At 75.1% G+C, this 16,268-nt stretch carries 20 protein-coding genes and 1 tRNA gene; 13 read left to right on the plus strand and 8 right to left on the minus strand.

Annotated elements, in window-relative coordinates; genetic code table 11:
* Positions 1-190: 190 nt before the first annotated feature.
* Complete coding sequence (locus ACRYR9_RS02610) at positions 191-568, plus strand: tyrosine-type recombinase/integrase (protein WP_432492592.1); 378 nt, start codon at positions 191-193, stop codon at positions 566-568.
* Here the strand turns inward: ACRYR9_RS02610 and ACRYR9_RS02615 are convergent.
* Positions 543-615, minus strand: a tRNA-Lys gene (locus tag ACRYR9_RS02615). The two genes, ACRYR9_RS02610 and ACRYR9_RS02615, sit on opposite strands and share 26 nt — an antisense overlap.
* Positions 616-726: 111 nt before the next feature.
* Between ACRYR9_RS02615 and uxaC the strand changes: the two genes are divergently transcribed.
* Both uxaC and ACRYR9_RS02625 read left to right on the plus strand, forming a co-directional pair.
* Positions 727-2,136 carry a glucuronate isomerase gene (gene uxaC, locus ACRYR9_RS02620; protein ID WP_432492594.1) on the plus strand — a complete coding sequence of 470 codons (1,410 nt, stop codon included), beginning with the start codon at positions 727-729 and terminating at the stop codon, positions 2,134-2,136.
* Between the two features lie 65 nt (positions 2,137-2,201).
* A complete protein-coding gene (locus ACRYR9_RS02625; RefSeq protein WP_432492596.1) occupies positions 2,202-3,545 on the plus strand; it encodes an APC family permease in 1,344 nt (447 codons plus the stop codon).
* A gap of 79 nt (positions 3,546-3,624) precedes the next feature.
* On the opposite strand, the gene trxA is transcribed toward ACRYR9_RS02625, so the two are convergent.
* Positions 3,625-4,080, minus strand: a complete 456-nt coding sequence (trxA, locus tag ACRYR9_RS02630) for a thioredoxin (protein WP_432492598.1) — start codon at positions 4,078-4,080, stop codon at positions 3,625-3,627.
* A 57-nt stretch (positions 4,081-4,137) separates the two neighbouring features.
* Positions 4,138-4,779, minus strand: coding sequence for a DinB family protein (locus ACRYR9_RS02635; protein ID WP_432492600.1), 642 nt, complete (start codon positions 4,777-4,779; stop codon positions 4,138-4,140).
* 394 nt (positions 4,780-5,173) lie between these two features.
* Between ACRYR9_RS02635 and ACRYR9_RS02640 the strand changes: the two genes are divergently transcribed.
* Positions 5,174-5,689, plus strand: a complete 516-nt coding sequence (locus ACRYR9_RS02640; protein WP_432492602.1) for a hypothetical protein — start codon at positions 5,174-5,176, stop codon at positions 5,687-5,689.
* Between the two features lie 20 nt (positions 5,690-5,709).
* On the opposite strand, the gene ACRYR9_RS02645 is transcribed toward ACRYR9_RS02640, so the two are convergent.
* The gene (locus tag ACRYR9_RS02645; RefSeq protein ID WP_432492604.1) at positions 5,710-6,705 is read right to left on the minus strand and encodes a helix-turn-helix transcriptional regulator; all 996 of its coding nucleotides are present in this window, start codon (positions 6,703-6,705) and stop codon (positions 5,710-5,712) included.
* Positions 6,706-6,720: 15 nt separating this feature from the next.
* Positions 6,721-7,266: a 2'-5' RNA ligase family protein gene (locus tag ACRYR9_RS02650; protein ID WP_432492606.1), complete on the minus strand. Its 546-nt coding sequence runs from the start codon at positions 7,264-7,266 to the stop codon at positions 6,721-6,723.
* 51 nt (positions 7,267-7,317) lie between these two features.
* On the opposite strand from ACRYR9_RS02650, the gene ACRYR9_RS02655 reads away from it, so the two are divergent.
* Positions 7,318-8,055: an LmeA family phospholipid-binding protein gene (locus ACRYR9_RS02655; RefSeq protein WP_432492608.1), complete on the plus strand. Its 738-nt coding sequence runs from the start codon at positions 7,318-7,320 to the stop codon at positions 8,053-8,055.
* A gap of 90 nt (positions 8,056-8,145) precedes the next feature.
* On the opposite strand, the gene ACRYR9_RS02660 is transcribed toward ACRYR9_RS02655, so the two are convergent.
* Positions 8,146-8,376 carry a hypothetical protein gene (locus ACRYR9_RS02660; RefSeq protein ID WP_432492610.1) on the minus strand — a complete coding sequence of 77 codons (231 nt, stop codon included), beginning with the start codon at positions 8,374-8,376 and terminating at the stop codon, positions 8,146-8,148.
* A gap of 75 nt (positions 8,377-8,451) precedes the next feature.
* Positions 8,452-9,036 (minus strand): TetR family transcriptional regulator C-terminal domain-containing protein, encoded by a 585-nt coding sequence (locus tag ACRYR9_RS02665; RefSeq protein ID WP_432492612.1) that lies wholly within the window; start codon positions 9,034-9,036, stop codon positions 8,452-8,454.
* Positions 9,037-9,077: 41 nt separating this feature from the next.
* Between ACRYR9_RS02665 and ACRYR9_RS02670 the strand changes: the two genes are divergently transcribed.
* Entirely contained in the window at positions 9,078-9,569 is a 492-nt protein-coding gene (locus ACRYR9_RS02670; protein ID WP_432492614.1) for a GNAT family N-acetyltransferase, read from the plus strand.
* Between the two features lie 76 nt (positions 9,570-9,645).
* On the opposite strand, the gene ACRYR9_RS02675 is transcribed toward ACRYR9_RS02670, so the two are convergent.
* Positions 9,646-10,290: a TetR/AcrR family transcriptional regulator gene (locus ACRYR9_RS02675; protein ID WP_432492616.1), complete on the minus strand. Its 645-nt coding sequence runs from the start codon at positions 10,288-10,290 to the stop codon at positions 9,646-9,648.
* Positions 10,291-10,411: 121 nt separating this feature from the next.
* Between ACRYR9_RS02675 and ACRYR9_RS02680 the strand changes: the two genes are divergently transcribed.
* The 7 genes from ACRYR9_RS02680 to ACRYR9_RS02710 all read left to right on the plus strand — a co-directional run bounded on the left by ACRYR9_RS02680 (position 10,412) and on the right by ACRYR9_RS02710 (position 16,260).
* Positions 10,412-11,002, plus strand: a complete 591-nt coding sequence (locus ACRYR9_RS02680; RefSeq protein WP_432492618.1) for a MauE/DoxX family redox-associated membrane protein — start codon at positions 10,412-10,414, stop codon at positions 11,000-11,002.
* Positions 11,003-11,063: 61 nt separating this feature from the next.
* Positions 11,064-11,672: a redoxin domain-containing protein gene (locus ACRYR9_RS02685; RefSeq protein ID WP_432492620.1), complete on the plus strand. Its 609-nt coding sequence runs from the start codon at positions 11,064-11,066 to the stop codon at positions 11,670-11,672.
* Between the two features lie 83 nt (positions 11,673-11,755).
* The gene (locus ACRYR9_RS02690) at positions 11,756-12,439 is read left to right on the plus strand and encodes a methylamine dehydrogenase light chain (RefSeq protein ID WP_432492622.1); all 684 of its coding nucleotides are present in this window, start codon (positions 11,756-11,758) and stop codon (positions 12,437-12,439) included.
* Positions 12,436-12,645 carry a hypothetical protein gene (locus ACRYR9_RS02695; RefSeq protein ID WP_432492624.1) on the plus strand — a complete coding sequence of 70 codons (210 nt, stop codon included), beginning with the start codon at positions 12,436-12,438 and terminating at the stop codon, positions 12,643-12,645. Before ACRYR9_RS02690 ends, ACRYR9_RS02695 begins: the two co-directional genes overlap by 4 nt.
* Before the next feature lie 63 nt (positions 12,646-12,708).
* Positions 12,709-13,257, plus strand: a complete 549-nt coding sequence (locus ACRYR9_RS02700) for a hypothetical protein (protein WP_432492626.1) — start codon at positions 12,709-12,711, stop codon at positions 13,255-13,257.
* 64 nt (positions 13,258-13,321) lie between these two features.
* Positions 13,322-14,647 carry a hypothetical protein gene (locus ACRYR9_RS02705; RefSeq protein ID WP_432492628.1) on the plus strand — a complete coding sequence of 442 codons (1,326 nt, stop codon included), beginning with the start codon at positions 13,322-13,324 and terminating at the stop codon, positions 14,645-14,647.
* The gene (locus tag ACRYR9_RS02710; RefSeq protein ID WP_432492630.1) at positions 14,644-16,260 is read left to right on the plus strand and encodes a multicopper oxidase family protein; all 1,617 of its coding nucleotides are present in this window, start codon (positions 14,644-14,646) and stop codon (positions 16,258-16,260) included. Before ACRYR9_RS02705 ends, ACRYR9_RS02710 begins: the two co-directional genes overlap by 4 nt.
* Positions 16,261-16,268: the final 8 nt, after the last annotated feature.

Consider the following 16,268-nt stretch of genomic DNA (forward strand, 5'->3'; position numbering starts at 1 on the left):
CGCCCGGAACCACGCGACCTACCGATCGTCGCTGGCCGCCGATGGCCGGCACCTCCCCGAGAACTTGGCCGATGTCGTCGCAGACGTGACGACCTTCGCCGACCCGCTCGTGGACGGCGGGGTAGGGACGGCCTGGGATTCCGCTGCGCGCCGGTGGACGTGAGGGTGCCACCATGATCGTCACGGCAAGATGCTGCGATCCGACTTCGTTGCCCACCTGTTCGACCGGTCTGTGGCCGAGGCCGGTGCGGGGCGCATCCGACTGCACGACCTCCGGCACGTGCACGCCAGCTCGGCCCTGGCCGCCGGCGTCGACATCAAGGTCGTCAGCGCCCGACTGGGCCACTCCACGGCGAACAGCACGAGCAGCCTCTACACGCACGTCGTGCCCGAGGTGGCGCGGGAAGCAGCCGACGCGATCGCGGCCGCCGTGGCGTACGCGCGGAGGGCCAGGGCGGCGGATGTGGCCGTGGCATGGCCGCAGGAAGTCGATCACGGCGAGGAGCCCTCCCAGGGGGTGAGGCTGCAGGTCAGACGCCGTGTGGGCCCCCAGGGGCTCGAACCCTGAACCCGCGGATTAAAAGTCCGCTGCTCTGCCAGTTGAGCTAGAGGCCCTCGCGGTCGCCCGCGGGGCGAGCCTAGCCGCCCCGCCCACGGCCTGCGCAGGGGTCGCAGCACCCCGGCGACCGGTTGTGGCGCGGAGCAGCCGCCGCCGAGGATGGCCGCGTGACCGCGCTGACGCTGCACCCGGACCGCCTCCTGCCGGCCGACCCCACCACGCGCGGCATCGCGCGCGAGCTGTACCAGGCGGTCGAGGACCTGCCGATCACCTCCCCGCACGGTCACGTGCCGGCGAGCTGGCTCGCGGAGGACGCCGCGTTCGAGGACCCGACGTCGCTGCTGCTGACGCCCGACCACTACGTCACCCGCCTCCTGCACGCGCAAGGCGTGAGCCTGGCCGACCTGGGGGTCGGGGTGGCGGACCCCACCCCGCAGCAGCGGCGCCAGGCGTTCCGGCTGCTGTGCGCGCACTGGCCGGTCTTCCGCGGCACGGCCGTCAAGACGTGGCTGGAGGCGCAGCTCGTGGAGGTCTTCGGCGTCGACGTCGTGCCCTCCGCCGCCACGGCGGACGACGTGTACGACGCGATCGCCGAGCGCCTGGCCACCCCGCCGTTCCGCCCGCGCGCGCTCTTCGAGCGCTTCGGCATCGAGGTCCTCGCCACCACCGACGACCCGTGCGACGACCTGCGCCACCACCGCGCCCTCCTCGACGACCCGCACTGGCGCGGGCGCGTCGTCCCCACCTTCCGGCCCGACGCGTACCTCGAAGCGGGCCGGCCCGGCTGGGCCGAGCGCGTCGACGCGCTCGGCGCCGTCGCCGGGGTGGACACCGGCACCATGGCCGGCTGGGTCGCCGCGATGGTCGAGCGGCGCGCGCACTTCCGCGCCCACGGCGCCGTCTCCAGCGACCACGCCCACGCCGACGCCCGCGCCGAACCGCTGGAGCCGCACGACGCGGAACGGCTCTACGCCGCCGCCCGCGCCGGGCGGGTCACCCCCGCCGAGGGGGACGCGCTGCGCCGGCACCTCCTCTTCGAGCAGGCCCGCCTGGCCGCCGACGACGGCATGGTCATGACGCTGCACCCGGGGGTGTGCCGCGACCACCACCCCGCCACCGCGCAGCGGTACGGCAGCGACGTCGGTGCCGACATCCCCACCACCGTGGAGTTCACCCGTGCTCTGCGCCCCGTGCTCGACGCCTTCGGCACCGCACCGGGGTTCCAGGTGGTCCTCTTCACGATCGACGAGACGACGTTCTCGCGGGAGCTGGCGCCGCTGGCCGGGTTCTACCCCTCCGTGTACGTGGGCGCCCCCTGGTGGTTCATCGACGCCCCCGACGCGATCACCCGCTACCGCCGGGCGGTCACCGAGACGGCCGGGTTCGCCCGCACCTCCGGCTTCATCGACGACACCCGCGCCTTCCTGTCCATCCCCGCCCGGCACGACACCAACCGGCGCGTCGAGTGCGGCTACCTCGCCGACCTGGTCGCCCAGCACCGCCTCACCCTCGACGAGGCCGCGGAGACGGCCGTGGACCTCGTCGTCGCCCGGCCCCGGGAGGCCTTCAGGCTGTGAGGAGCCCTCGCCCGCAGGAGTGGCGTCGAGGTGCCGCGGGGGCGGGCTTGGGGTAGGGATTCGGGGTGAGCACACAGGCGGGGACCACCCCGGAGGTCCAGACCACGGGCCTCAGACGCGCGATCAGCGGCAAGCTGCTGTTCCTCTTCATCCTCGGCGACGTCCTCGGCGCCGGCATCTACGCCCTCGTCGGCGTGCTGGCCGGGGAGGTCGGCGGCGCCATCTGGGTGCCGTTCGTCGTGGCCCTGGTCCTGGCGACCCTGACGGCCACCTCCTACGCGGAGCTGGTCACCAAGTACCCCAAGGCCGGGGGAGCGGCGGTCTTCGCGCAGCGCGCCTTCAAGCGACCGGTCGTGTCCTTCCTCGTCGGCTTCTCCATGCTCGCCGCCGGCGTCACCAGCGTCGCCGGGCTGTCGATCGCGTTCTCCGGCGACTACCTCGGCGCGCTCGTGGACGTGCCGGCCCTGCCGGCCGCGCTGGTCTTCCTGACCCTGGTGGCGCTGCTCAACATGCGCGGCATCAAGGACTCGCTGCGCGCCAACGTCGCCATGACGGTCATCGAGGTCGGTGGCCTGCTGCTGATCGTGGCGCTCGCGGTCGTCATCCTGGGCCGCGGCGACGGCGACGCCGGCCGCACCCTGGAGTTCGCGCCCGGCCAGTCCGCCGTCACCGGCATCCTCGCCGCCTCCGTGCTGGCGTTCTACTCCTTCGTCGGCTTCGAGACCTCCGCGAACATCGCCGAGGAGGCCGTGGACCCCTCGCGCACCTACCCGCGCGCCCTGTTCGGCGGCCTGGCCGTCGCCGGCGTCGTGTACGTGCTCGTCGGCCTGGCCGTCTCCACCGCGGTGGCGCCGGACGAGATCGCCTCGTCCTCCGGGCCGCTGCTGGAGGTCGTGCGCGTCGCCGACGTCGGCCTGCCCGGGTGGCTGTACTCGCTGATCGCGCTCATCGCCGTCGCCAACGGCGCCCTGCTGACCGCCATCATGTGCAGCCGCCTCACCTACGGCATGGCCGTCGAGGGCTTGCTGCCGCGCGTGCTGGGCCGCGTCCTGCCGAACCGCCGCACCCCCTGGGTGGCGATCATCGTGACCACCCTGGTGTCCATGGCCCTGGTGGCCACCGGCGACCTCGCCGACCTCGCCGCCACCGTCGTGCTGCTGCTGCTGTTCGTCTTCATCGCCACCAACGTGGCCGTGCTCGTGCTGCGCCGCGACGACGTCGCCCACCGGCACTACCGCGCACCCACCGCGCTGCCGGTGCTCGGCATCGTCGCCTGCGTCGCGCTGCTCACCCAGCAGGAGGCGGGGGTGTGGCTGCGGGCCGCGATCCTGCTCGCCGTCGGGGTGGTGCTGTACGCGGTGACCCGCCGCGCCGTGCCGGCCGAGCAGCGGGCGCGCGCCGGCCGCTGAGCACCCTGCGACGCCGAACGGCCCCGCACCCCGGGAGGGGGGTGCGGGGCCGTTCGCGGTGCGTGGGACGTTCAGGGCGTCAGAACGCCGCCGGGTCGGTGCCGGCGCGCACCGCGGTGCCGGTGCGCTGCTCCTGCGCCCCCCGCGCCGCCTGCGCCTGCTGCTGGGCGCGCTGCTGCTCCATCGCCTGGGCGTACTGCTGCTTCACCGTGTCCATGTCCAGGGCGCGGACCTGCTCGATGAGCTGCTCCAGCGCGGTCTCCGGCAGGGCGCCGGGCTGGCCGAACACGGGGATGCCGTCGCGGTACGCCACCAGCGTCGGGATGGACGTGATGCCGTAGCGGGCGGCCAGCTGCTGCTGGTCCTCGGTGTCCACCTTCGTGAACGTGATGTCCTCGTGCTTCTGGGACGCCCGCTCGAACACCGGGCCGAACTGGCGGCACGGCCCGCACCACTCCGCCCAGAAGTCGATCAGCACGATGCCGTCCTTGACGGTCTCGTCGTGCGTCTCCAGGGTCAGTGCCTGAGTGCTCATGCCCGCTGCAACCACGACCGGCCCGCCAGGCTTCCCCGCGTGCTCGAGCGGGGCCGCTCAGCGGGGGCGGCGGCCGGTCAGCGCCAGCAGCTCCTCCTGCGCGGTGGCGCCCTCCGGCGCGGGCAGCGCCGGGCCGAACACGCCGTACGAGCGCCACTCCTCGGCGTGCACGCGCAGGTACGCCAGCAGCGCCTCCACCAGCTCCGGCTCGAGCTGGTCGTCGGCGCCGATGAGGCGGGCGATCTCCACCGCCCGCAGCGCCCGGAAGGAGATCACCTGCCACAGGTAGTCGCGGGCGCTGTAGTCGCCGAAGGAGCAGTGCACGGTGCGGTCCGGGTCGTCCAGCCCCTGCGCGGCGGCCACCGCGTCCTCGACGAGGCGCTCGAAGGCCGCCACCGGGTCCGCGCCCAGCAGGTCGCCGCTGTGGGCGTCCTCGCCGACCTCGGCCATCGTGCGCCCGGCCAGCATCGCCGGCACCCAGGCGTCGTCGTAGGCGTGGTAGTTCAGCAGCTCGCGCAGCGTCGGGTCGCTGTCGGGGTCGCTCGTGGTGACCTCGGCGCGGGTGGGCAGGTCCCACTGGTCCTCGCGCACCTGGCGCACCACGGCCAGCAGCGCCTCGTCGGCCAGCACGAAGACGGCGCGCTCGTCGGTGCCCGCGGCGGTGCTCGCGGGAGCGGGGGAGGTGGGGGTCTCGGTCACGGTGTCCTCCTCGTCGGGCGGGAGCCCCGCGTCGTGCGGGACGACGCCGACAGTAGGAGCGGTACCCGTCAGTTCCTGTCGTGTTTCAGGACGTCCTGACAGCGCTCGCCGGGCACTTCGAGTCGCCGTCCGGTTCGTGCCGTGCTCAACTGGTGGTGGAGCACACGCCCCGGCCACGGTGGAACACCCGCTGGACCGGCAGGGGGCGCTCGCCCGTCCGAGGACGTGGCCGCGCTGAGCGGCTGCCGGGCGCGGTGGTGCGGGCAGTCGGAGGACGGTGTCGCCGGACACGGTCCCCGCGACCCCCGCCGCGCAGGCAGCGACGGCGCGCTCCACCTCGATCAGATCCGCCCACCGCGCCGCGGTGCGGCACCCCGACACCCAGGAGCCCTCTTTGGCCACCACCGGTTCGCACGACCTCGACGTCCGTCACGACACGCGCCGCTCCAGCGGCAAGGGCCTGGGCGTCGCCGCCCTCGGCGTCGTCGTCCTCAACGTCTCCCCGTTCCTGGACTGGGTGCAGTTCGACGGCACCGACCAGGCGCGCGTCGGCTACGAGACCGACTCGCTCGTCCCCTTCGTCGCCTACCTGGGCCTCGGCTTCCTGCTGGCGCTCGCCTACGCCCGCAAGCGCGCCCGCCGCGGCCAGCACCGCGGGCTGACCCTGGCCTCCATGGCCGTGGCGCTGGCCACCACCCTGCAGTGCATCGCCTTCGCGCTGCACCCCATGGGCGGCCTCGAGCGCGGCGACGGTCTCACCCCGGAGATCGGCGTCTACGTCGGCATCCTCGGTGCGGCGATCTGGGCCATCGGCTCCGGCCTGCTCGCCAAGGAGGTCGAGGGTGACGACGACACCCGCGACGTGCGCTCCGGGCTCGACCACGCCGGCGACCGCACCCGCACCAGCTGACCCACCGCGTTCAGGGCCCCTCACCGCTGCGGCGGTGGGGGGCCCTGCTCGTACAGGGAGGCCGTCGCCCGCGCCCTCGCGGCGACGGCCTCGCGCACGTCCGCCGGCGCCAGGACCTCCACGTCCGCGCCGAACCCCAGCAGCGTCGTCAGCGCCCACTCGCGCGCGTCGAAGGCCACCCGGACCTCCACGCGGCCCGCCGCGTCCACCGGCAGGCCGTCGGCGACCACCGGCAGGTGCGGCTGGGCCGCCGCCGACGCCACCCGGCGCAACCCCGGCAGCGCCGACGGCTGCGCCCGCACCGTCACCTCCAGCGCCTCGCGCGCCGCCTCCGCCCGCGCCAGGTGCTCGCGCCAGGCCCGCTGCAGGTCGAAACCCGCCGGCCGCCGCGCCCGGTCCTCGAGCACCTCCACGTCGGCCAGCCGCGAGACCCGGTAGGTGCGCAGTTCCCCCTCGCGCTGCGCCAGCAGGTACCACTCGCCCTTGAGGACCAGCCCCAGCGGGTCCAGCACCCGCTCCGTGCGCTCCCCGGTACGGCGGTGGTGGCGCACCCGCACCCGGCGCTCGTCCCACACCGCGCGCGCCAGCGCCAGCAGCGCCGGCGCCGGTTCCGCCGTGCCGAACCAGCGGTCGGTGTCCAGGTGGAAGCGCGAGGCCACCCGCCGGGCGCGCTCGCGGCCCTCCGGGGTGGTGCCCGCCAGCAGCTTCAGCTGCGCGCCGCCCACCACGTCGGCGAACCCCAGGTCCTCGGCGACACCGCCCAGGCCCAGGAACGTGACCGCCTCCGCCTCCGCCGCGGACAGCCCGCTCGTGCGGTGCCGGTGGCCGTCGGCGATGCGGTAACCCCCGGCCACGCCGCGCACCGAGACCACCGGCACGCCCGCCGCGACCAGTTCGGCGACGTCGCGCTGCACGGTCCGCTCGGACACCTCCAGCCGCTCGGCCAGCTCCCGCGCCGTCACCAGCGGCCGCGTCTGCAGCAGCATCGCCATCGTCAGCAACCGGGCCGCGCGCACCGCCCCAGGATGGCCTCAGCCGCCCAGCGCGGACAGCGCCAGGTCCCCGGTGCCGCCGACCTCCACGACCGCCAGCGCCTCCACCCGCCCGGCCAGGGGCAGCAGCGGCTCCAGCGCCGCCAGCGCCGGGGCGGCCCGCACCCGCCGCGCCAGCGTGCAGTGCGGCACCCAGCGGCCCGGCGCGGACGTCGCGAACCCGTTGCGCAGGCCGTGGGCGGTCAGGGCCTCGACGGCGTCCGCGTGCCAGTCGCGCAGCGCGCCCGCCTCGCGGCAGCCCGCCCACAGCACCGCGCCGCGCCCGAACGTGCCGGCCTCGTCCAGCACCACGGGCACGGGCGGCAGCGCGGCGGCCGCCGCGGCGACGGAGGAGGTGAAGGCGGCCGTGCCCTCCGGCGGGCAGCCGGCGCCCAGGACGGTCAGGTGCGGGCGGTGCCGGGGGACGGCGGGCGCGCGCACCCCCGCGGCGCGCAGCGAGCGGCGCACCGCGGCCAGCGACTCCTCCAGGCCCGCGTCGAAGGCGGCGCACACCACGAGGGTGCGCTCGCGCTGCCGTGGCCCCACCCCGGCAGGGTAGGCGGGTGCGGGTCGCTGCGCCTGGGGCAGAGTGGGGGCGTGGCACGGTCCCGGAGCACCCTCGTGCGCGTCGTCGTGACGCTCGTGGCGCTGGCCGTCGTGCTGGTCGGCGCCGACCTGGCCGCCCGCGCCTGGGCGACCGGGCGGGCCGAGCAGGAGCTGCAGCAGCGCCTGGCGCTGCCGCAGGAGCCGCAGGTGGACCTCGGCGGCGGGTCGTTCCTGTGGCAGGCGCTGCGCGGGCGCTACGAGGACGTCGCCGTCACCGCCGGGCAGGTGCCAGCCGGCGAGATCACCCTGGACGAGGTGCGGGTGCACCTGCCCGCCGTGCGCGCACCGCTGGGCGCGCTGGCGGGCGGCTCGGGCACCGTGGACGTCGCCGCGGGGACCTTCACCGCCGACGCGGGTTTCGCCGAGCTCCTCCAGCAGGTGGACACCGGGCCGCTGGACGTGGTGCTCACGCGCGACGGGGACGACGTGCGGGCCGCCACGACCGTGCGGGTGCTGGGCCTGAGCACGGAGCTGTCGCTGACCGTCGAACCCCGCCTGGACGGGGACGCGGTGCAGCTGGTGCCGGTGGCCGCCGAGGCCGCCGGCCAGGAGGTGCCGCTCTCTCGCGCCCGCCGGCTGCTGGCCTCCGCCGGCGTGGACGCCCTGGACGGCTGGACCGTGGCCCTGGACGAGGTGCCCGGCGAGGTGGAGCTCCGGGACCTCACCGTCACCGACGAGGGGGTGCGGGTGAGCGGGGTGGTGCTCGCCACCTCCACCGACCTGGGCTGACCGACCCGGCTGAACGGCGCGACCCCCGCACCCCGGCGGCTCGTGCGCCGGGGTGCGGGGTGCGGGGGTCGCGGGTCGTGGCTGAGGTGCCTACAGGCCGATCTTCCCGGCGATGCCGCCGAGACCGCCGCCCCCACCACCGCCACCGCCGGTGAACTTGGCGATCAGCTCGGAGGGGTTGACGCCGAACTTGTCCAGCAGGCCGGAGTGCTGCTCGGTGTCGACCTGGCCCGGCAGCTGGGAGTCGGCCTCCTGCGCCTTGCCGTCGTCGTTGAACTTCTCCCGGATGAGCTGGAGGACCAGCTCCTTGGGGATCTGCACGTCTCTTCCTCCTCCTGCGTCGCGGCTTCCGTCGCGCACAGCCTGCCCCCGCCCGGCCGGGACCGCACCCGGGGTTCAGGAGGTCGCGGCCTGCACCGCGTCGTCGATCGCCGCGGCCTGGGCGCGGGCGGGGTAGGTGGCCGGGTCCACGGCGGCCAGCGAGTTCAGGCCCTCCACCAGCGCGACCAGCCCGCGCGCGCGGGCGGCGCGTCGCGCCCGCGGCAGGCCGGGGTGCGCCTCGCCCAGCAGCCGCTCGACCCGCCGGACGAACACCCGGTTGCCCTCCCGGTGGGCGGCGGCCAGCTCCTCGTCGGCGGCCGCGGCGGCCAGGAACGCCAGCCACACGCGGGCGTCCTCGCGCTTGGCGGGGGTGAGGCAGGCCGCCTGGTGCAGCACCGCGCGCAGTCGCCCGGCGGGGTCGGTGGTGCCCGCCTCCGCGGCCTCGGCGCTGCGGGCGGCGCGTTCGTGCAGCAGCGCGCGGGCGTGCAGCAGCAGGGCGCGCTTGTCGGCGAAGGTGTGCATCAGCAGGCCCGTGGTGCACCCGGCGCGCTCGGCGACCGCGCGCAGCGTCAGCCCGGCCAGGCCGTGCTCGGCCAGCACCGACCACGTCGCCGCCGAGAGGCGTTCGCGCTGCTCGTCCACGTCTCGTCTCCTGGGCACCCGACCACCGTAGCGGAACGGCTGTTACCGTAACGCCTGTGATGGTAACTGTTCAGGAGGAACCACCGGGGCGCTGGCGGATCGCCGAAGAGGACTGGGACGCCCCCGACGGCGCCGCGCTGCGCGCCGCCCAGCGCGCCGAGCTGGACGCCCGCTACGGCAGCGACGACCACGAACCCGGCACCGCGCCCACCGCCGCCGACGTCGCCGTGTTCCTCGTCGCCCGCGACGAGCTGGGCACCGCCGTGGCGTGCGGCGGGTTGCGGCCGCTGGGCCCGGGCAGCGCCGAGGTCAAGCGGATGTACGTGCGCCCGGGGTCTCGCGGCAGCGGCGTCGCCACCGCCGTGCTGCGCGAGCTCGAACGCGCTGCCGGGCGCCTCGGCGTGACGCGCCTGCTGCTGGAGACGGGGACCGCGCAACCGGAGGCGGTGCGGTTCTACGAGCGCGAGGGGTACGAGCGCATCGAGAACTTCGGCTCCTACGCCGGCGAGCCGCTCTCGCTCTGCTACGCACGTGACCTCGTGACCTCGTGACCTCGTGACCTCGTGACCCCGTGACCTCGTGACCTCGTGACCCCAGCGCCGGCAGCGCCCCGACCCCGCCCCTGACTCAGCTCGCACCACCGCGGGGACCGGGGCCCGCGCGCACCGGCGAGCACTCAGGGCTCGGACGGTGGGGGGCCAGGACGGTCCACACGACCCGCAGGCGCTGGGCGGGGTCCGCGTGCGGGTGGAACACGACGGAGTCCGTCTGGCCGGCGACGCCCAGGTGCCACACCACGGCGGTGAGCTCCTCGACGGGGGTGGAGGCCGCGAGTTCGCCGTCCTCGACGGCTTCGCGCAGGCACCTGCGCACGCAGCCGAACCACTCGTCGGAGTCCGCCTCGTACACGTCGCGCAGCTGCTCGTGGTGGGCGACGCGCCCCCAGAAGGCGATGAGGACCCTCGCCTCGTCCTGCGTGGTCCTGTCGAGGGGGAAGAACTCCTCCAGCAGCACCTGCAGGGCGGTGAGGCCGCGGTTCGCCGCCATCCGGGCGTCCCGGCGCCGACCGGCCCGGCGGCTGACCTGCCGGGAGGCCTCGGCGAGGAGTTCGTCGAAGGTGTCGAAGTAGTGCCACAGCGCCCCGACCGAGGCACCTCCGCGCGCGGCCACCGCGCGGGAGGTCGCCGCCTCGAGACCGCCGTCGGCGACGATCGACAAGAACGCGTCGACGAACTCGTCGCGGCGCTGCTGCCGGTCCACCGCGCGGGGCACCACCGGATCCTACGACGGTCCTGAGCGTTAACACAGCCCTTACACGGGGGACACTGCCGGGAAACTCCGGGCCGTGAGAGTTCAGCGTGCTGAGCGATCGCTCAAGAAGAGGAGGGCAGTCGTGGCCTGGAGCGCTGTGAGCGCTTTCGTGGGGTTGGTGCTCGTCCTCGCCGGAACCCCGAAACTCCTGGCGCCGCGGGCGTTCTCGCGCGTCGTGCGGGGTTTCCGCATCCTGCCGGAACCCCTCGCCCGGCCGACGGCGCGCGTCGTGCCCGTCGCCGAGGTGCTCGCCGGAGGGGCCCTCGTCGTCGGCGTCGCCACCCCGGCGGCAGCCGCGGTCGCCGTCGTCCTGTTCGCGGCGTTCACCACCGGGCTGGTCGTGAACCTCGCCCGCGGGCGGCGGGACATCGACTGCGGCTGCTTCGGTTTCACGGGAGCGCCCGCCGGGGAGGTGGCCCGCATCGGCCCGTGGCACGCACTGCGCGCCGCGGCCCTCGGGGCGGCCTCCGCCGTGCTCGTCCTGGCCGACCCCGCCGCCCCCGCGGTGACCGAGAGGCTCCAGGGCGCGTGCCTGGCAGCGGTGGTCCTGCTGCTGGCGCTGGTGGTGGCCCGCGTCACCCGCGTCGTGGACCGCGGCCCCACCCGCGCGGACACCCACCTCGCCGGCGCGTCGGTGCGCTACCGCGCTGCCCTGGCGCACACGTCCCGCTGAGGTCCCCGAAACCCTGTTCCCCGGCCCGCTCCGCGGGTGCGACGAGACGAGGAAGACCCCGATGACCACGTTCCTGCTCGTGATGACCGGCGTGCTGACCCTGGCGGTGACCGGGCTGCTGCTGATGGTGCTCGCACTGGCCCGCGAGGTCGGCCGGGTCCAGGTGCGCCTGGGGCCGCTCGGCGCCCGGATGATGGACTCCGGCCCGAAGGTCGAGGAGACCGGCCCCGCGTTCAGCGGGCTGACCGACCACCTCGGCCGCACCGTCAGCGTCGGTGGGCACCGCGTCAAGCCGCAACTGCTGATGTTCACCGGGCCCAACTGCTCGACCTGCAAGAGCCTGCTGCCCGGCATCCGCGCCCTGGCGCGGGCCGAGCGGGACCTGGAGGTCGTCATGGTCTCCGACGGCACGCCGGAGGAGCACGCCGAGTTCCTCGCCGCCGGCAGGATCTCCGACGAGCTCAGCTACGTCGACGCCCGGGACGTCGGCGTCGCCTACCAGGTGGGCACCACCCCCTACGGCGTCGTCCTCGACGAGCACGGCGTCATCCGCGCCAAGGGCCTGTGCAACCACCTGCAGCAGGTGGAGAGCCTGCTCAACGCCCTGGAGACCGGAACCCCCTCGGTGCAGCACCTGCACCGGAACGCCCGGGTCGAGCTCGCCGGCTGAGCCCGGCGACCGGGTCGAGCGGCTGATCCCGGTGCACCCGCGATCCCGCGGGGACCAGAGGCAGGACCGATGAGAGGAGAACCGTGCCCAACCCCGACGAGACCCACGAGAAGCAGTTCGCCGTCGACGAGAGGACCGTGCAGGAGCAGGCGGACTGGCTGGCGGGCCAGGGCGGATCCCGCACCAGCCGGGTGACCCGGCGGCTGTCCGAGCGCGTCTCGCGCCGCTCCGCCCTGAGCAAGCTGGGCGCCTGGACGATGGGCCTGACGGGGGTGGCGATGATCGGGGCGCTGCCCGTCACCCGCTCCGCGCAGGCGGCACCGGGTGCACCGGCCGCGCCGGGCACCGAGCCCCTGCTGCCCGTCTACGAGGGCAGCAACCCCGCCGAGTGCGAGTACTGGCGCTGGTGCAACATGGACGGCCGCCCCTGCTCCTCCTGCACGGGCGGCGGGGTGACCACCTGCGCCCCCGGCAGCAAGCCGGGCGCGGAGTTCTGGGTGGGGTGCTGCACCGAACCCACCACCGGCAAGACGTACCTCATCGCCTACTACGACTGCTGCGGAGCCTCCTCGTGCTCGACGAACTACTGCGGTGAGCCCGATGCGCAGGCCGTGATGTACAACCCGGTCTCCGGCAGCTACGACCAGGAGATCATCTGGTGCGTCTCCGACGAGTCGCAGTCCTACACCTGCACCATGGCACCGATCATCGGTGAGGACTGCACCCCGCGGCCGGCCGCCCGGCCCAAGGTCGGGGCAGGGGCGTGAGCCCTCCCGGCACGCACCCGGCGCCGGCGTTCTCGAAGCCGCCCGTCGCAGCGGCCCACGGCCGCCGCGCCCGGCTCGGCGCGTGGACGGTGGCGCTGGTGGCGGGGCTGGTGCTGGCGGCGCTGGTGGAACCCCACCCCTCCTGGGGGCTGCTCGTGCTGCCGGCCGCTCTGCTGTCGGGGATCGGGGCCAGCTGGTCGCCTTGAGGCTACTCGCTGGTCGCCACCACGGTGGCGCCCAAGCCCGCGGTCCGCGGGCGCTCGACACCCGTGCGACGGATCCTCTGGTACACCCTGGGGCTGCTGCTCACGGCGATCCCCACGGGCGCCGCGGTCGGTGCGCTCGGCGGGGTCGTGCAGGACCTCGGCGCCCGCGTCCCGACGGCGTGGGGTTTCCTCGGCTGGGCGGCGGTCGCCGCCGCGTACGCGCTGCACGAGATGCGCCTGGTCACCCTGCCGCACCCGCAGCGTTCCCGGCAGGTCCCGGCGGGGTGGCGACGCAAGTACCAGCCGCGCCTGGTCGCCCTCGGGTTCGGGGTCCTCATCGGCCCGGGGTACCTCATCTTCATCCGCACCACCGCCTTCTACCTGCTCAACCTCGCCGTCCTGCTCGCCGGCTCCCCCTGGTGGGGGGCCGTGGGGTGGACCTTGATGGCCCTGGGCCGCACGGCCTCCTCGTGGGCGGCGCTCCCCAGCGCCCGCCGCGGGGAGCTCGACCGGCACCTGGGGCGGACGCTCCTGCTGGACAACCCCGCCCGCCTGCTGGGCGGGACGGCCCTGGCGCTGCTGGCCGGCGTCGCAGCGGCAGCGGTGCTGTGAACCGCGGCCGGCGGGCGGACGACCGCCGGCCGCGGCCCCTCGATCGACGAAAGGTGTTCCCCACGTGAAGCTCAGCAGAGCACGCGCCGCGGCGCTCGCCGCGCCCCTGGTGGCGGTGGTCCTGGTCACCGGCTGCACCGGTGACGACCAGCCGGCCGGATCCGCCGCCGCGGCCGAGCCGGCCGCCGGTGAACCGACGTTCAGCCCGCCGCCGTACACCACGCCGGGGGAGGGGATCTCCCTCGGCGCCGACGACCAGGAGATCGGCGACACGATCCCCGAACCGCTGCACGTGAGCGAGATCCCCCCGGTCCCCGCCGACCGCATGGTCACCCGGGAGAGCGGCTCCGGCGGCCTGGAGTACGTGTGGGACGTGGTCGACCCGGCCACCGGTGTCGTGGAGTCGCGCATCGCCACCGGACCCGGGATCTGGGACCCGGTCGTGCACGCCTTCGTCACCGAGTCCTCCGACGAGCCGGCCGTGCTGGCCGCGGAGGTGTGGCGGCCCCGCGGGAACAGGGGGCAGGCCGACTTCACCGTCTCCCGCTACTCCGGGGACCTCCTGGAACCGCAGGAGATCGCCCTGCCCGACACGGCCCGGGTGCACTCGCGCGACGGCTCGCACGCCGTCACCGGCGACCGGGAGTACTTCGTGACCTGGGACGACGGCACGTACGGCCTGCGCGTCGTGGACCTGGGAGCCGGGGAGCAGAGCGGCATGCTCCCGCTCGTCGGCTGCGGCCCCTTCACGTGGGTCGTGGGCCACGACGTCTACTCCGTCTGCGAGCAGTCCCGGGAACTCGTGCGGATCACCATCGACGAGGACGGCGTGCCCGTCGAGGCCGGCCGCGCCGAGGTCCTGCCCGACGACTTCGTCAGCAATCGGGAGGCGAGCACGGCCACCGCGGCCGACGCCGGGCTCCTGGTCGGCGCGAACGGCGACGCCTACCTGTTCGACTTCTCGGACGGGCTGCCCGAGGAGCCGCAGGCGCCCCTGGGCAACGTCGGCATCGACTCCGGCCGGTTCGCGGACACGGCGGTGAACGCGGACGCCACACGGATCGCCGTCGCCTACACCGACAGCGCCGTCCACCCGCACTCCGCCCGCGGCGGCGACGCCGTGCAGGTGCAGCTGCGCGACGCAGCGGGCCTGGCCCCCGTGGCGACCCTGACGCTGGAGTCGCTGGGGATGAGCTCCGTGGACTCCTTCGCCTTCGACACCGCCGGGACCACCCTCTACGTCCTGGGCGAGGGCCCCGAGGCCGACGGCGAAGCGCCGACCCTGCTCAAGGGGTTCGACGCCGCCACCGGCACCGAGAAGAGCTCTGTCGAGATCACCGGCAACGTCGAGAGCGTGTCCGGTCTGCTCGCGCCCGAGGCGCGCGGATGAGGAGTGGAACCCCGCAGCAGCAGCGAGTGCGCTCCCCGTTGCTGCCGGGAGGAGGGGTCCTGGGCCGGCGCGGCCTGCTGCTCGGCGGGGCGGCCGGTGCCGGGGTGGCGCTCGCCGGCTGCAGCGGCGAGGGGCGGGCCGCCCCGGGCCCCAGCGCACCCGCCCTGGACTACGTGGCCGCGACCGACCCCGAGGTCGCCGCCACCGAAGCCCGGCGCAGCGCCTCCGGGCGCACCGTCGACGTCGGCCTCGTCGCGCGCGCGGCGACCGTGGACATCGCCGGCCGGGTGGTGGACACCTGGGTGTACGGCGACGGCCTGGCCGCCCCGGAGATCCGTGTCGGGCGCGGCGACCGCCTCCGGGCGGTCGTGCGCAACGAGCTCCCCGAGAGCACCACGGTGCACTGGCACGGCATCGCCTGCCGCAACGACATGGACGGTGCGGCGCCCACCACCCAGGAGGCGATCGCCGCCGGCGGGGAGTTCACCTACGACTTCGTCCTGCCCGACCCGGGGACCTACTGGTACCACTCGCACTCCGGGATGCAGTCCGACCGGGCGATGCTGGGGCCCCTGGTCGTGGAGGACCCGGAGGACTCCTCCGGCGCCGACGAGGAGTTCGTCGTGGTCCTCGACGACTGGGTCGACGGGCTCGGCACCACCCCGGACGCCGTCCTCCAGGCGCTGAACCCCGCCCTCACGGGCGGCCACGGCGGCCACGCCGGTCACGGGGCGGCCGCACCCGCCGCCCCCTCGGCGAGCGAGGCCGCGACCGCAGCCGGCCTCGTCACGGGCGACCACGGCAGCTCCGACCCCCTGGGCGGCATGACGGGCCACATCACCTACCCGCTGCACCTGGTCAACGGCCGGGCACCGGAGGACCCCGCGGTCCTGGAGGCCGCGCCGGGCGCACGCGTGCGCCTGCGACTGGTGAACGCGGCGGCCGAGACCGCCTACCGCGTCGCGGTCGGCGGGCACGAGATGACGGTGATCGCCGCGGACGGCTTCGACGTCGAGCCCGTGGTCACCGACGCCCTCGTGATCGGAGCGGCGCAGCGCTACGACGTCCTCCTCACGGCCCGCTCCGGCACCTGGCCCCTCGTGGCCGTGGTGGAGGGCCGCAGCGGGCACGCCGCCGCCGTCCTGCGCACCCGGGACGCCGCCGGGTCCGCCGCCCCCCTCGCCGACGCCCCCGACCTGCCCGAGCTCTCGGGCCGGCTCGTCCTGGAGAGTGCGATGCGACCCGCCGAGCGCTCCGCGCTGGACCCCCGCGAACCGGACCGCTCCTACTCCGTCGACCTCATCGAGGTCGCGGGCAGGTACGCCTGGGGGATGGCGGGCGCCGACGCCGGGAACCTCGTCGTGCGCCAGGGGGAACGGGTCCGCATCACCATGAACAACACCACGTCGATGTGGCACCCGATGCACACCCACGGGCACACCTTCGCGATCCCCGACTACGGCGGGCTGCGCAAGGACACCGCCCTGGTGCTGCCGGGGCAGTCGATGAGCATCGACTTCGACGCGGACAACCCCGGCGAGTGGATGTTCCACTGCCACAACGTCTACCACTTCGAGGCCGGCATGACGGCCAACGTGCGCTACGTCCGATGAGAGGCTCC

Origin of the sequence: Kineococcus auxinigenes (assembly GCF_050871525.1) — a bacterium.
In the GTDB taxonomy this organism is placed as follows: Bacteria; Actinomycetota; Actinomycetes; order Actinomycetales; family Kineococcaceae; genus Kineococcus.

Bases quoted from the DNA above. Each gene is read 5' to 3' on its own strand.
- ACRYR9_RS02610 (WP_432492592.1), top strand. From the start codon at position 191: ATGCTGCGATCCGACTTCGTTGCCCACCTGTTCGACCGGTCTGTGGCC.
- trxA (WP_432492598.1), bottom strand. From the start codon at position 4,080: ATGAGCACTCAGGCACTGACCCTGGAGACGCACGACGAGACCGTCAAG.
- ACRYR9_RS02670 (WP_432492614.1), top strand. From the start codon at position 9,078: ATGGTAACTGTTCAGGAGGAACCACCGGGGCGCTGGCGGATCGCCGAA.
- ACRYR9_RS02685 (WP_432492620.1), top strand. From the start codon at position 11,064: ATGACCACGTTCCTGCTCGTGATGACCGGCGTGCTGACCCTGGCGGTG.
- ACRYR9_RS02710 (WP_432492630.1), top strand. From the start codon at position 14,644: ATGAGGAGTGGAACCCCGCAGCAGCAGCGAGTGCGCTCCCCGTTGCTG.